Annotated in this window: 13 protein-coding genes and 1 tRNA gene; 6 read left to right on the forward strand and 8 right to left on the reverse strand. The window is 41.3% G+C overall.

The annotated features are described in order from the left end of the window. Position 1 precedes the first annotated feature (1 nt). From G327_RS0122895 to dnaQ, 3 genes are all read right to left on the reverse strand, one after another. Positions 2-78 (reverse strand) — tRNA-Asp (locus tag G327_RS0122895). Between the two features lie 217 nt (positions 79-295). Further along, entirely contained in the window at positions 296-1,558 is a 1,263-nt protein-coding gene (locus G327_RS0122900; RefSeq protein ID WP_019617142.1) for a hypothetical protein, read from the reverse strand. After that, positions 1,546-2,265 (reverse strand): DNA polymerase III subunit epsilon, encoded by a 720-nt coding sequence (dnaQ, locus tag G327_RS0122905; protein WP_019617143.1) that lies wholly within the window; start codon positions 2,263-2,265, stop codon positions 1,546-1,548. Before dnaQ ends, G327_RS0122900 begins: the two co-directional genes overlap by 13 nt. A 108-nt stretch (positions 2,266-2,373) precedes the next feature. On the opposite strand from dnaQ, the gene rnhA reads away from it, so the two are divergent. Continuing rightward, positions 2,374-2,835, forward strand: coding sequence for a ribonuclease HI (gene rnhA / locus G327_RS0122910; protein WP_019617144.1), 462 nt, complete (start codon positions 2,374-2,376; stop codon positions 2,833-2,835). Positions 2,836-2,865: 30 nt separating this feature from the next. Here rnhA and G327_RS0122915 read toward each other — a convergent pair whose 3' ends face one another. After that, complete coding sequence (locus G327_RS0122915) at positions 2,866-3,582, reverse strand: class I SAM-dependent methyltransferase (protein WP_019617145.1); 717 nt, start codon at positions 3,580-3,582, stop codon at positions 2,866-2,868. Between the two features lie 40 nt (positions 3,583-3,622). Between G327_RS0122915 and gloB the strand changes: the two genes are divergently transcribed. Next, a complete protein-coding gene (gene gloB / locus G327_RS0122920) occupies positions 3,623-4,393 on the forward strand; it encodes a hydroxyacylglutathione hydrolase (protein ID WP_019617146.1) in 771 nt (256 codons plus the stop codon). Between the two features lie 60 nt (positions 4,394-4,453). Beyond that, the gene (locus G327_RS25500) at positions 4,454-6,619 is read left to right on the forward strand and encodes a LysM peptidoglycan-binding domain-containing protein (protein WP_019617147.1); all 2,166 of its coding nucleotides are present in this window, start codon (positions 4,454-4,456) and stop codon (positions 6,617-6,619) included. Positions 6,620-6,691: 72 nt separating this feature from the next. Here the strand turns inward: G327_RS25500 and metC are convergent, their stop codons facing one another. Beyond that, positions 6,692-7,882 carry a cystathionine beta-lyase gene (gene metC, locus G327_RS0122930; RefSeq protein WP_019617148.1) on the reverse strand — a complete coding sequence of 397 codons (1,191 nt, stop codon included), beginning with the start codon at positions 7,880-7,882 and terminating at the stop codon, positions 6,692-6,694. Positions 7,883-8,079: 197 nt separating this feature from the next. After that, on the reverse strand, positions 8,080-10,251 hold the full coding sequence (locus tag G327_RS0122935; RefSeq protein ID WP_019617149.1) for a bifunctional diguanylate cyclase/phosphodiesterase: 2,172 nt from the start codon (positions 10,249-10,251) through the stop codon (positions 8,080-8,082). 440 nt (positions 10,252-10,691) lie between these two features. Here G327_RS0122935 and G327_RS0122940 point away from each other — a divergent pair, with 440 nt between their 5' ends. The 3 genes from G327_RS0122940 to G327_RS0122950 all read left to right on the forward strand — a co-directional run bounded on the left by G327_RS0122940 (position 10,692) and on the right by G327_RS0122950 (position 13,908). Next, on the forward strand, positions 10,692-11,864 hold the full coding sequence (locus G327_RS0122940; RefSeq protein WP_019617150.1) for a phosphoglycerate kinase: 1,173 nt from the start codon (positions 10,692-10,694) through the stop codon (positions 11,862-11,864). 130 nt (positions 11,865-11,994) lie between these two features. Further along, positions 11,995-13,071, forward strand: a complete 1,077-nt coding sequence (fbaA, locus tag G327_RS0122945) for a class II fructose-bisphosphate aldolase (RefSeq protein WP_019617151.1) — start codon at positions 11,995-11,997, stop codon at positions 13,069-13,071. A gap of 144 nt (positions 13,072-13,215) precedes the next feature. Then, complete coding sequence (locus G327_RS0122950; protein ID WP_019617152.1) at positions 13,216-13,908, forward strand: SIMPL domain-containing protein; 693 nt, start codon at positions 13,216-13,218, stop codon at positions 13,906-13,908. Here G327_RS0122950 and G327_RS0122955 read toward each other — a convergent pair. Both G327_RS0122955 and G327_RS0122960 read right to left on the reverse strand, forming a co-directional pair. Continuing rightward, entirely contained in the window at positions 13,897-14,730 is an 834-nt protein-coding gene (locus tag G327_RS0122955; RefSeq protein ID WP_019617153.1) for a hypothetical protein, read from the reverse strand. The genes G327_RS0122950 and G327_RS0122955 overlap by 12 nt on opposite strands. Positions 14,731-15,118: 388 nt before the next feature. Beyond that, positions 15,119-15,398 (reverse strand): transposase (locus G327_RS0122960; RefSeq protein WP_019617154.1); only part of this gene is annotated, 280 nt, incomplete at its 5' end.

Genomic DNA, 15,398 nt, shown 5'->3' on the forward strand with positions numbered 1-15,398 from the left:
TTGGCGGAGTGGACGGGACTCGAACCCGCGACCCCCGGCGTGACAGGCCGGTATTCTAACCAACTGAACTACCACTCCAGCTAAATCAACGTCGCACTTACAGTGCGTCTTGTTGAGGCGCAGATAATACGTAGTTGCTTTTGCTGAGTCAACAAGGAAAAACAAAAAAAGTCTATTATTAGCCTTCTAGTGTATCAAGTGCCTATTTTATGCCCAAATAATTTGAGATTGTGCAAATTATTAGCAGCGTCCGGTCATGCTGTCGCTGCCATTTTCATCTTTTTTCAGCAGACTGCTATTTTTTATCCTCTTTCAGATCAATCGAAGTCGGCTGCAGCTCATCGAGTGATAATGAAGCTTCACTGTTATCATCGGAAAGTTTGTTTTTCTTTCTGCGTCGTAAAAGAATGAATACAATCGCTATCAACAGTAATGAAAACAAAGTCGCTGCCACCGTAATAACCCGCCAGTCACTTAACAGCGAAGGAGTCTCCTGCGGTATGTTTAATTCTTCTGTCACCGTTGCTAAGGCTTCACTGAGGTTGGCTTCTGGTATAACAATGGGAGGAACCAGTTCAAAAACACGATCCGGCAGATGCAGTTCAATTTCTCTGCCTTTGCGTGTAGTAGCAAAGGCTTTGGCAGAAAAGGTAAACATATTATGTGATAGCTTTCTAACCGTGGTGAGCAGGCTCTGTTCAGAAAGACCGTCTGCACTATGAATGATCAACTGCTCTACTATATTATTATCGGCATCTTTGATAACCCCGTTAATGGTAACTGATAACGGATCTAATTCATCTGCATCAATTTTAAACTCAAATAAAGCCTGATCGCTGCCGGCTTCCAGGGCATCGACTTCGTAACTCACCGGCGGAAGAAAAACCACCGCATCGTGATTAACATTACGAATAAAGACATCATTTTTTGTTCTGATATTAAGTAAGTAGCGTCCAGGAAGCAGATCGACGTAAACACGGGCTGTTAATTTACCGTCAAAGGGCAGAGCATCATAACCTTTGCCGTCATCCTGATATAGAGTTAGGGTTTTGCTGGCACCGCCAATTAATGCGACTGATAATTTTGCATCATCCAGATAAGCCTTGTTGGTCATTAACTTCTTTTCATTATAAAGCGAAGCGTGGGTGGTGATATATTCTTGAGAGTACAGCTTTAACGGCAGTCTGCTGGTTTTTAATTCCACCCTGCTCATTAATTTAATACGATTATTGCCGTCCAGTTTGGCAACAGCCTGCCATGGACCTGCCATTGGATTGTCTATGGTGACAATATCCTGTGTTCTGCTGGTTACCCAGCCGACATTTTCCGGATTCCTTTTATAATATATTTTACTGCCGTCGGGACGAACTAGTACCACTCTTCGCGGGCCTTCTGAGTGATTAAGAATAAAAGTTATCTGCTCAGTGTTCGGATCAATTCTGAAACGGTTGTCTAATAATGGAATATCATTAGGCGCATAAATGGTATGCGCAGTTGACTGCGTATGGATGATCAGCAGCAGTAAACCGAAAAAAATTCTTTGTATTACTGTCGCCATAGGCAGCTCCCTGATTTATCGATAAGATCTAAACGATCCTCATGTGCTTGATTTTCAGCTTCGCTTGCATGTATCACGGTTAAAGGTGATAAAGACTGGCGAGGCCGGCGCCCCGTACTGATCTCGCCGTTGTCTGAACTTGCAAGGTTGAGGTTTGCCTGCCCGCCGGTCATTAAAAGGTAAACATCAGCCAGTATTTCTGCATCTAATAACGCGCCGTGTAATACTCGGTGCTTGTTATCAATACCGTATCGGTCACACAAGACATCCAGATTATTCCGTTTGCCCGGAAACATCTTTTTAGCCATTGTTAAGGTATCGGTCACTGTGGACATTTCTTCAGTGGTTTGCGTTTTTTTATTTAAAAAACGAAATTCCTGATCCATAAAACCGACGTCAAAGGGCGCGTTATGGATAACAAGCTCTGCGCCTTTGATAAAATCAATAAACTCATCTGCAATTTCACTAAAAGCGGGTTTATCCTGCAGAAATTCATCTGTAATACCATGGACTGTTACCGCTTCAGGATCAACTTCGCGGTCTGGTTTTACATAAACATGATAATGACGGCCGGTTAAGCGGCGGTTAATAACTTCAACACAGCCTATTTCGATAATTCGATGCCCAACATAAACAATACCATCCTTGTTCATACCTGTAGTTTCAGTATCTAAAACGACTTGTCGTATCATTTTGTTTGTGTTCATCTTGATCTCTATTTATAGTTCGAATGAGTTATACCTATGATACTTCATGATACAAAGCATATTGAGGTAACATGGGTATAAGTTTAGCAAATTTATGTGATGGTAATAATGAAAAAAGTCCAGCTTTATACAGATGGTTCATGTTTAGGTAATCCGGGACCGGGCGGTTATGGTGCTGTTTTAATATATAATCAGCACCGAAAAGAGTTATCTGAAGGATATTTAAGAACAACCAATAACCGCATGGAGATGTTAGCCTGTATAAAAGGTCTGGCAAGTTTAACCGAGCCCTGTGAAATTGATCTTACAACTGACAGTCAGTATGTACGTCAGGGGATCACTCAGTGGATCCATAACTGGAAAAAACGAGGCTGGAAGACAGCGGCAAAAGCACCGGTGAAAAATGTAGACCTGTGGAAAGCATTAGATGCTGCTCAGGAAAAACACAGGGTTACCTGGCACTGGGTAAAGGGCCATTCCGGACATCCTGAAAATGAACGCTGTGATGATTTAGCCCGCGAAGCCGCGGAAGCTAAACCGGTGCAGGAAGATATCGGTTATGACGGCTAAAGCCAGGTACCAGGCCGCTGTTATTTTATCTTAACGACTTCGTGTGACAACCGTGCGTCCGGCTAATCTTGGTTTCTTAAATTGAAATGCTGACTTAACAGGTGTCATCGGCGTGCACTGTTTTTTGGCAACAATAAAATAAACACTGCATAAATAGGGAGTATAACGCTGCCCTATGCTTTCTATACATGATGAAAACGAGCCGTTAAATTCACCGGAAAGAAAATCAAAGTGCTGCTTTTGTTTTACTTCAAAACCCAGCAGGTGTAACCAGTCCAGTACCCGGTTAGGTAAAAACAGACGGGCGGTTTGTGAATGTTTGGGTTTTAAAAGAGAGCGTAGTCCGAATAAACTAATCGGATTATAACCGCTGATAATCAGTGTACCGTCCAGCGTTAATACCCGGTCAATCTCGCGTAATAATTGATGGGGATCGCTTGAAAAATCTAATTCATGGGCCAGAATACAGAGGTCGACAGAAGAGGTTTGTAACGGCAGCTGATGAAGATCCGCCAGTAAACCAATACCTTCTCCGCCGGATGCGCAGTTGATCTGGTGAGAAATTGACGATTCTGATGTATTCAGTAGGCTGCTTAATCTGCCTAATTTTAATATATGATAACCAAAACATCGGGGCAGATAGCTGTCAATGCGCTGCTGAGTTTGTTTCAGCAAAGATTTACCGTTCGGCAATTGATGCCAGTCTTCAATCGGGGTTAAAATACGAGATGTTTTTGCTATTTTCATATTTCAACTTACTCCAAATCAATTAGATAGAGAATCAACTATGGTTAATATTTTAACGCTGAAGTCATTTGATGATAACTATATTTGGCTTATTAAAGATAGTCAAAGTCAGCATTGCATTGTTGTTGATCCCGGTGATGCAAGTCCAGTTCTGGAAATATTAGAAGCGCAGCAGTTAATTGTGGATGCCATTATTTTAACTCACCGTCATTATGATCATATTGACGGTGTTGAAGCTCTGCTTTCAGTACGAGATGAGAAAATAACGGTTTATTGTCAAAATAAGTTGTTTGCGAAAAGTGAAGTGATCACCGACGGGCAGATTTTAAGTTTTTTTGATAAGCGGTTTTCATTAAAAGTGATGGCTGTGCCCGGGCATACTCTGGATCACGTTGCCTACTACAACGAATCATTTCTTTTCTGCGGTGATACTCTGTTTTCCGGCGGCTGCGGCCGTGTGTTTGAGGGGTCCTATGAGCAGATGTATCAAGCTTTATCGCGTTTTGCGTCATTACCCGATAATACACTGGTTTATTGTGCCCATGAATATACGCAGAATAATCTTATTTTTGCGTTTCATCTTGAACCGAAAAATGAAGCCCTGTTGAAATATATTCAGGAAGTCGGTAAGAAACGTCAGCAGGGGCTGGCGACGATTCCAAGCACTATAGGGCTGGAAAAAACAATAAATCCATTTTTACGCTGCAGCGAAAGCTCACTTGTTAACGGACTGCAGATGCATTTAGCTGAACAGTTAAACGATCCGTTATCTTGTTTTACCGCGCTGCGTAAGTATAAAGACAGGTTCTAATGAATTTGTCTGTGATTTAGGCTAGAATACGCCACTTATTATTGGTAAGTGGTCTCTTTTATGAAATTATTATGTTCGTTTTTTTTACTGTTTATTTTAACTGCCTGTCAGACAACAACAAATACAGTTGATGAAAGTAATTTATCAGCTGAAAATGAATCTGCGGGGGATGAGCTGCTGCTGGAAATTGACAGCGAAGAGGGCCTGACTCGTCTGGTTGAAGAGGAGCCGCTTAATGAAAAACTACAAACTCAGCCGGCCGGTTATGAAAACCTGTGGTTAAAATTAGCTGAAGGTTTTGAATTTGAAGTACCAGAAAATTCCCGCATCGCTAAGCAGCGTGATTATTTTTTAAATAATCCCAATTATTTAAAGCAGGTATCCAAACGTGCAGAGCCGTTTTTATATCTGATTATTGAGCAGATAGAAGCTAAAAATTTACCCTTGGAATTAGCCCTGCTGCCGGTAGTTGAAAGTACCTTTGACCCTTTTGCTTATTCACATGCAAGTGCATCTGGCCTGTGGCAGTTTATGCCGGTTACTGGAGAGCGCTTCGGCCTGAAACAAGACTGGTGGTATGACGGTCGTCGTGATGTTTATGCTTCGACAGAAGCCGCTTTGCGTTACATGGAGATTCTGCATGATTATCTAGGTGATGACTGGCTGCATGCATTAGCCGCCTATAACTCAGGTGAGGGGCGAGTACAGAGAGCTGCTCGTAAAAATAAAAAACTCAATAAACCCACCGATTACTGGAATTTAGATCTGCCCAGAGAAACGCAAGAGTATGTTCCCAAATTATTAGCCCTGGTTGATATTCTACGCAATCATCAGGAATACGGTGTTGAACTGCCTGTGATAGCGAATAAGCAGGTATTAACTTACATTGATACAAATTCTCAGATTGAACTTGCTTATGCCGCTGAATTTTCTGATTTAAGTGTTGCCGAAATCCAGCTGTTAAACCCAGCCTTTAACCATTGGGCAACTTCTCCTGAAGGGCCTCATAAGTTACTTGTACCTACGGTCAGTGCTGAGCAGTTCATTACGAAACTAAGTCAGATTGATGATAATAAACGCATTCGCTGGGATCGTTATAAAGTGCGTTCCGGTGACAGTTTAAGTGTCATTGCTAAAAACTACGGAACAACAACCAGTGTATTAAAACAGATTAATGACCTTAACGGTTCAATGATCAGAATCGGCCAGCCGTTATTAATACCTGTGGCGAGTAAATCCCAGCAGGATTACCTTTATAGTCAGGCAAAACGTTTTGAACAAAACGATAAAGGAAAACGAAAAGTTCAGCATACAGTGGTAGAAGGCGATACGCTCTGGGATATCAGCCGCCGTTATAAAGTGACCTCTAAACAGATTGCCAGCTGGAATGCGACCAGCACCAAGAAAACCTTACGTCTAGGGCAGGAGTTAACCATCTGGAAACCGCTCAAAGCGGTGTCAAAAAATAAGATTGTTTATAAAGTACGCTCTGGCGATTCGTTAGGACTTATTGCACAAAAATACAAGGTGAAAAGTGCTGATTTAGAACGCTGGAATCAGTTAAGCGGGCAGAAATATATCAAACCGGGACAAAGCCTGAAAATATACACTAACACACAGAGCGCATCGCATTCAGCAAAAGCACCATCGGGAAATCAAACCAGCCGCCAGATCACTTATAAAGTACGTCCTGGTGATTCGTTAGGCCTTATTGCACAAAAGTATAAGGTGAAAAGCGCAGATTTAGAGCGCTGGAATCAGTTAAGCGGGCAGAAATATATCAAGCCGGGACAAAGCCTGAAAATATACACTAATACACAGAGCGCATCTCGTTCAGCAAAAGCACCATCGGGAAATCAAACCAGCCGCCAGATCACTTATAAAGTGCGTCCTGGTGATTCATTAGGTGCTATTGCACAAAAACATAAGGTGAAAAGTGCAGATTTACAGCGCTGGAACCAGCTTAAAGGACAGAAGTATATTCAGCCGGGTCAAAACTTAAAAATATTTGTTAATACATCGAATTCCCGTAATTCAGCAGAAAATCAGGTCACTCGCGAAGTTATCTATAAAGTGCGTTCAGGCGACTCATTAGGGCTTATAGCATCAAAATTTAATGTGAAAACGGCAGATTTAGAACGTTGGAACCAGTTAAACGGTAGTAAATACATTCAGCCGGGGCAAGAATTGAAAGTCTTTGTTAACGTGCAGAGTTCGCGTACTTAATCTATTTTCAATATTAAGCGTATTTATCTGCTTTCTCCCAGTCTCATTACAAGACCGGGAGAAGCACCCTCCCTAAGAAGCGATGCGTTTAAATCCAGCCTCTAGATCTGCAATCAGATCATCTGCGTTTTCTAAACCTATGTGTACCCGTACTAATGTGCCGTTAAAATCAATGCCGCCGGCCGGGCGAATCGCATCAAGCTCATTAGGCTGATTAGCCAGAATTAACGATTCAAAACCTCCCCATGAATAAGCCATGCTGAAATGCTCAAAGTTATCCAGATATTCCGCTAACTGCTGAGTTGATAATCGTTGTTTAAGCACAAATGAGAACAGTCCGTTACTACCGATAAAATCGCGCTTAAAGAATTCATGGCCTTTGCAGCTTGGCAGAGCGGGATGATTAACGCGTTCTACTTCCGGGTGTTCACTCAGCCAGTGCGCAATTGTAAGGCTGCTTTCCTGATGCTGCTTTAAACGTACCGCCATAGTTCTTAAACCGCGTGAAGCCGCATAAGCCGTATCCGCATCAACCATCTGCCCCATCAGATAGGAGCGTTCACGCAGTCGAACCCAGCATCTCTCGTTGGCAACGGCTGTGCCGAGCATGGCGTCAGAGTGGCCAATAATATACTTAGTGCCTGCCTGTATTGAAATATCAATATCATGTTCGAGTGCTTTAAATAGAATGCCGGCGGCCCAGGTATTATCAATCATGATAATGATTTTCGGATTAACTGCTCGAATCGCTTTGACCATTGCCGGTATATCCTGAACTTCCATGGTTACTGAGCTGGGAGATTCAAGAAATACAACTTTGGTTTTCGGTTGAATTAACTGCGCAATATCAGCCCCGATCAGGGGATCATAATAGGTGGTTGTTACATTCATTCCCTTAAGGATGATATTGCAGAAGTCTTGTGTCGGCTCATAGGCTGCTCCTGTCATCAGCACATGATCACCGGCTTCAACAAAAGCGAGAATAGAGTTGGAAACCGCCGCCGCTCCACAGGGATATAATGCACAGCCGGCACCACCTTCTAGTTCAACCATTGCTTCCTGTAATGAGAAGTGAGTCGACGTGCCGCGGCGGCCGTAAAAAAGCTCACCGTCAGCACGGTTTGCAGCGGCAAACTTTTTGGCTTTAACCGAATCAAACACGATAGATGATGCGCGCTGTATAACCGGGTTTACCGCTCCCTGGGTGAATTTTTTTGAACGGCCGGCTGTGACTAATAAGGTACTTACTTTATCGATAGACATAATAATTCTCTTGTTAAGCTTGCTGTGGTTGAGTTCGGGCTGCATCGCCCCCTGTGAGAGGACTGCAGCTTGTGCTGTATTCAAATCAATAACAACACTAATTACTGCTGTTATTGATTTTTGTGATAGTGGCGATTATGACTAAAATTACTGTTATTTCAATTGCTAAGCCGGGTACCAGAAAAAGTGTCCGATTTCTATTGCTGATGTTTATTGACAAATAAGGCAAGTTTATCGAGTGGCAGAGGTTTAGAGAAATAATAACCTTGGAAAAGATCACAGCCCAGCTCGGTTAATAAATCGGTGTGAGCTTTGCTTTCAACACCTTCTGCAAGTACAGTGATGTCTAACTCTTTACCCATTCGAATAATGCTTTTCATCATGGCCCTATCGGTTTTATTTTTAGTGATATAGTCAATAAAGCTTTTATCTATTTTAAGTTCGTCAATGGGCACTTTCTTAAGCATGCTCAGGGAGGAGTAACCAGTTCCAAAATCGTCCAGTGACAATGAAATACCAGCAGCCTGCATTTTATGAAAAACAGGCAGGATATTTTCAATGCTTTCAATAAATAAACTTTCTGTTATTTCAATAGTGATTTTCAGGTGCTCAGATTGATAACGCTGGTAACATTCCATCAATTTGTCAAAAAAATCATTCTGCATAAACTGGCTCACTGAAACGTTAATTGACAGCTGAAAAGAAATATTTACTTGATTCTGCAGATTCGATATTTCAGACATTGCCCGATCCATAATATATAAGCCGAGTGTCGGCATCAGCCCCATCTCTTCTGCAATTGGAATAAATGCGTCCGGTGAAACAGGCCCCAATGAAGTGCTCTGCCAGCGAACCAGCGCCTGTTCTATTTCAATGTTTTTAACCAGCTTGTTGTGCATTTCCGCTGAGAAAAAGAAACAGTTGTTTTTGGATTTTTTGGCAATCGCCATGCTGTTGTCGGCATAGCTGACTAAGCTGTTTATATCGCGGGCATCTTGAGGGCTCTGTGATATGCCGATTGAGGTACTGATTTTGAAAAAGGTATTGTTGACTAAATAAGGCGCGTCAGTAGCCTCGAGTAAGACTCGGCAGTAGTTATCAATTTCACTTCGTTTTACTGACTCTATAATAACAATAAATTCATCACCGCTAAAACGAGCAGCTTTGCCCTTGAGAGCCTGTAGACTCTGTTCTATGCGTTTGCCTACTTCAATTAAAATAATGTCTCCGTAATGGTGGCCGAATGTATTATTAATATGACTAAAACGGTTCAGATCTAGATAAAGTAAGGTAAACGGCTTCTGTAAATTAATTAACTGCGTACTGTAGGATCTTAACAGGGTGCGGTTAGGAAGGCCGGTTAAGGAGTCATGCTCTGCTTCATAGGTCAGAGCTGCTATTTTTCTGTCCTCTATACGAATAATCCACTTAAACAGTATAAAAATAAAAGTCATCAATAACAGATAAAAAGCAATATAAACAGCCGCAGGTTTATAGATCTGCTGCATAGCTTCCTGGTAGGGCTGCTCTGCATGTATCCAGAAACGATACCTCTGGTTATATGCAACGGTTATAAACATTTGCTGCTGATCAAGAGTAATAATGCCCTGTGCTGGATATGCGGAACTGCGCAGCATATTGGCTGTTAACTGCTGTTTGAATAAATAAGTATTAATATTCTGGATTACTGATGATTTGACCTGGCTGCTGCTGAAATTTCGGAGCTGCTCTGTACTTAAGTGAGTACGCAGAAACGGAAAGAAGCTTTTATCAAAAGTGGCCTGTAGAGTATTGTTCGGTACTACAAATTCATTCCAGTCCTCATAGATCATCGCTAAGTCTAAAAGAGAGGTCATCACCATGATGACCTGATCGTTGTCATCAAGCACTCGTTTGCGGATCGGCAGCACCCATTTTTTAAAAAGTGTAGAGTAACTTGCTTTGCCGATGACCATATGATCGCTGTTTAATGCCTGTTTAAAGCGTTCTTGTGTGCTTGGGGTACTCAGAAGGTTCACTATATTTGTTTCTTGGCGCTTACCTGATGAGGTTATAAACTCTCCTTCGGGTGAAAATGCGGCAAAGCTGAGCCAAAGCGGGTTGTTGGCAATAATTTTATCAAGCGTTGCTACGTTTAAAGGGGATGTGGGAGAGCTAAGGTTACCGCTTAACACGTCAATTACATTTTCGTATTGTAAAAAAAGCGTCGACAGCTGCTGATTAAATATTTTTGCTAAGTAAAGCTGTTCGCTTTGAGCCTCCTCTACAATATTCTGGTGCTTTAAATAAACAGATCCAGAGGTTAACAAGGCGCCGATAAAAGCGATAAAGTAAAAGAGTAACCAGGTGTTCTTTTTAAATATGTTCATAGGAAAGAGCTGCTCGCTTTTGCATTAAAGGCTATAAACCATAGTTATGATGATAAGTAGGCTATTTAATAATATCATCGGGTCATTTCTTCATGCGGTTAATTTTAAATGAAGAATACAAAATTGCATATTAATTATGCAGTCTCCTTCACATTTATCTATTTCAGAGCTTGTCTTGCTGCTTGTTTTGTTGTTTTTTTACTCATTTTGAAAAAAAGTTACAGAAAATGATATAAATCAAACCCACCCCCCATAGGAAAAAGGTAAATTAGCCCCCATTGTGATCGATGTAACAAAAACTTTCGTCTATAATGCTGTCGGTAATAGGAATACAGCGGGAAATGTTGTATTAAAGGACAGTGTGATAGCTGAGCTTGAATGAATGTTCAGGTAGTCAATTCAGAATTCTATAGTTTTAAAATTAAATGAGAGGACACATCATGTCAGTAAAAAAAATGGTTGATCTAGATTTAGCCGGCAAACGCGTATTCATCCGTCAAGATCTTAATGTTCCAATTAAAGATGGTAAAGTAACTTCAGATGCACGTATCCGTGCTTCTATCCCGACAATCAAATTAGCGTTAGAAAAAGGCGCTAAGCTTATGATTACTTCACACTTAGGTCGTCCAACTGAAGGTGCTTCTGCTGAAGAAAATGCAGCATTCTCTCTACAACCTGTTGTTGATTACTTAAACGAAGCATTAGACGTTCCTGTGCGTTTAGCAACTGATTACCTAAACGGTCTTGAACTAAACGAAGGTGAAGTTGTTGTTCTTGAAAACGTTCGTTTTAACAAAGGCGAAAAGAAAAATGATGAAACATTATCTAAGCAGTTAGCTGCACTTTGTGATGTTTACGTTATGGATGCATTTGGTACTGCTCACCGTGCACAGTCTTCTACAAACGGTGCTGGTGTTTACGCTCCTGTTGCATGTGCCGGCCCTCTGCTTGCTGCTGAATTAGAAGCACTAGGTAAAGCGATGGATAACCCTGCTCGTCCGTTAGTGGCTATCGTTGGTGGTTCTAAAGTATCGACTAAATTAACTGTTCTTGAGTCTTTATCTAAAATTGCTGATCAGCTTGTTGTTGGTGGTGGTATTGCAAATACATTTATCGCTGCACAAGGCCATAATGTTGGTAAATCATTATACGAAGCAGATCTAGTTGATACAGCTAAGAAATTAATGGAAGAGTGTGCAATTCCTGTTGCAACTGATGTTGCATGTGCAAAAGCATTTGATGAAAACGCAGAAGCTGAAATTAAAAACGTTGCAGACGTGCAAGATGACGACATGATCTTCGATTTAGGACCTGATTCAACTGCTGAGCTAGCTGAAATCCTTAAAGGTGCTAAAACCATTCTTTGGAACGGTCCGGTTGGCGTATTCGAATTCAAAAACTTCGAAGCAGGTACTGCTGGAATCTCTAAAGCAATTGCTGAATCATCTGCATTCTCAGTTGCCGGCGGCGGTGATACATTAGCTGCGATTGATAAATTTGATATCACTGCAGATGTTTCTTACATCTCTACAGGCGGCGGTGCGTTCCTTGAGTTTGTTGAAGGTAAAGAATTACCAGCAGTGACAATGTTAGAGTCACGCGCAAACGATTAATCAGACAGTTAAAGCGAGATTATATATCGCTTTTTTTTCAACTTTTATTAGCGTATTTTTTATCACCCTGATGTGATATATTATGCGCGAAATTTAGCAGTATTTATTTTAACTACATAGGATTATCCTCATGACTAAGATTTTAGACGTTGTAAAACCTGGTGTTATCACTGGTGATGATGTTCAAAAAGTATTTGCAATTGCAAAAGAAAACAAATTTGCACTTCCAGCGGTAAACGTTATTGGTTCTGATTCAATCAACGCAGTACTTGAAGCTGCAGCTAAAGTTAAAGCTCCTGTTGTTATTCAGTTCTCAAATGGCGGCGCTGCATTTAACGCAGGTAAAGGTCTTAAACTTGAAGGTCAGGAAGCGGCTATTCTTGGTGCTGTATCTGGTGCTAAACACGTTCACGCAATGGCTGAAGCTTACGGTGTTCCAGTTATTCTTCATACTGACCACGCTGCTAAAAAACTTCTTCCTTGGATTGACGGACTACTAACTGCTTCTGAAGCTCACTTTGAAGCAACTGGCGCTCCTCTTTTCTCTTCACACATGATCGATCTTTCTGAAGAGCCTCTAGAAGAAAACATCGCAACTTGTGCTGAATACCTAGCGCGTATGTCTAAAATGGGCATGACGCTAGAAATCGAACTAGGTTGTACTGGTGGTGAAGAAGACGGCGTTGATAACTCAGATATGGATGAGTCTTTACTTTACACTCAACCTTCTGAAGTTGACTACGCATACGTTGAACTTTCTAAAATCAGCCCTAACTTCACTATCGCTGCTTCTTTCGGTAACGTACACGGCGTATACAAGCCAGGTAACGTTAAACTGACTCCAACTATCCTACGTGATTCACAAGCATTTGTTGCGGAAAAACACGGTGTTGCGTCTAACGAATTAAACTTCGTATTCCACGGTGGTTCTGGTTCTTCTGAAGCTGAAATTCAAGAGTCTATCGGTTACGGTGTTATCAAAATGAACATCGATACAGATACACAGTGGGCATGTTGGGACGGTATCCGTACTTACGAAGCTGAAAACCATGATTTCTTACAAGGTCAAATCGGTAACCCTACTGGTGAAGATGCTCCTAACAAGAAATACTACGATCCACGTGTATGGTTACGTGCTGCTCAAGCGTCTATGGTTACACGTCTTGAAAAAGCATTTGCTGACCTTAACGCTATCGACGTATTATAATTTAACAAGCCTGCATACCAGCAGGTAGTTTAAATTTATAGAGCCGGCTTAACAGCCGGCTTTTTTGTGCCCGCAGGAAAATAACTGCAACTATTTAAATTAAACTGTGTCATAGGGTAAATCATTCTATTTGGAGGACTTTTTATGCGTTATTATCAATATTTACTACTAGCTGTTATGTCTGCTTTTTCTGTTTCCAGCTTAGCGGCTTCTTTGCCGGATGAACCGTATATTTCGGTAACTGGCACTGCTGAACTTGAGGTTAAACCAGATCAGGTTATTATTCAGTTTCAAGCTTCAGCATTAGATCGTAAAGGTGCGCTGGCTAAAAATAAAGTTGATCAGCAGGTTGAGGCTTTATTAATTAATTTACAGCAGTCGGGTTTTAATAATAAAGAACTGGAAAGCGCAGATCTTTATACCAGAGCTGAATATGATTATCAGAAAGATAAACGTACTTTTATGGGAATTCGTGCAACACGTGATTTAACCTATCGTTTAACTGACATCGATAAGGTTAATCAGTTTTTAGATGCGGTATTAGCTTCAGATATTGAGGCGATTAACCAGCTTCAGTACGGACTGCAGTCTCCTGAAAAGTGGCAGCTTGAAGTGCGCCAGATGGCTGTAGAAGATTCTGTAAAGAAAGCTTCAAATCTAGCAAAAGCTTATCAGGCTGAGCTTGGTAAAATATATTCAGTTAATTATCAGAACAGTTACAGGGAGCCGATGATGATGCGTGCGATGAGCAGTGAAAGCCCTGACACAAGCACTTATCAGATTAACACCATTAAGCTTAATGACCGGGTGCAGGCGGTGTTTATTTTAGAGCCTTAATTCGTCAGGGGAGCTAAGGGTTATCTGCAGAGTGCTGTCAGTGCCTGGCTTAAAACTCATTAAGTGACTTTGTGATGGCCTAAACAGGGCACTCAGGTGCCCTATAAACGGCTGCATAAGCTGGTTATCGAAGCTGCTTTCTAAGCTGAAATATGTGCTTAATGTTTCCGGTGTTATATGCACTGTTAAGTAGTGCTCTTCATTAATGGCATTTAAAGAATAACCTTTAGGTGTAAAGGTAAACTGGTCAATCTGTAATTGCGGGAAAAACGCCAGCAGCGCTAATGTCGATTCAATCTGCTCAGTAGAAACAGTGCCCGCCTGCAGTGAGTCAGAGAATGAGCCCGATAAACCATGACACATTAATATTTGCTTAGTATTTGCAGGACCGTGAGTGGCTTCTCCGAATAGAAAAAGATCTCCTTGATACTTTCCCCTCCAATGCTTAGTCGAGCCCTGTAAGTGGCTGTTTAAGATACTGACATCCTGATTGAAGTTCGTTGCCTGTAGATCCGGCTGATGCGGCTGGTGGCGGTGAAAAAGCAAAGACTGAATATTTTCCTTTCTTATTTCTTTTTGAAAAAACTGAGCCGCTTTAACCAGGTGAGTATTGCCGCAAGTGATCAAAAGTAATTTATTTTTCCAGATAAATAAACTCGATTCAGATAACAGGTAAGCTTTAACCTGAATATTTTCAATTTTAGATAAAATTAAAGCGCCGGCCTGTTTGACCATCTCCTGCCAGAAAGAGTCGGGAAACTGCAGTAGGTCGGTTTGTTTTAGGGTGATCTCTAAACGCTTTTCAGTGCCTTCATAAAACATTAGCGGTGTGCACCATTTTCTTGTGTCAGCAGGTTTAATCGCATGATAAGTAAAAGCCACTGATTATTTAAAGAAAGGCAGTTTAGCCTAATCTCACTTTAAAATGTAGGCTGTTGTGCAGGACGCGGGATAATAGTGTAAGCACAAGTTTTTAGTGGAGTTTCATTGACTGCTTACTGATAAAAAGCTGAACCAAGGGCACGAGGATTTTCAACTCCTAAATTTTAGATACAAAAAAGCCCTAAACAATAAATTGCTTAGGGCTTAGATGATGATGTTTCGTCTCCTGGGCTTTAATAAAAAGCTGAACCAAGGGCACAGGTTTTTCAGTTCCTGAACTACAGATACAAAAAAGCCACTAGTATTTTTATACTAGTGGCTTTTCCAATTAATTTTGATTAGTTGACTTTATAAGTTTGCCGTACGCTTTGTTAAGTTTTGAACGTGCGGCATCTACATCGAACATCCAGTTTATCGTTTCTTTTTTCTCATTGCGTTTAAGCGCCCAAGCGGATAACTCCCGTTTTAATGTATCCATGTCCGGTATGCGCCTGTCCAGACACTGTTTACTCATAACTCCAATCTCTATTTCCGCCATATTCAGCCAGCTGGCATGCTTCGGAGTGTAATGAAATTCCAGTTTGTTAAGTATTCTTCGCGCTTCTTCC

The sequence above is a fragment of the Psychromonas ossibalaenae ATCC BAA-1528 genome, from assembly GCF_000381745.1.
In the GTDB taxonomy this organism is placed as follows: Bacteria; Pseudomonadota; Gammaproteobacteria; order Enterobacterales; family Psychromonadaceae; genus Psychromonas; species Psychromonas ossibalaenae.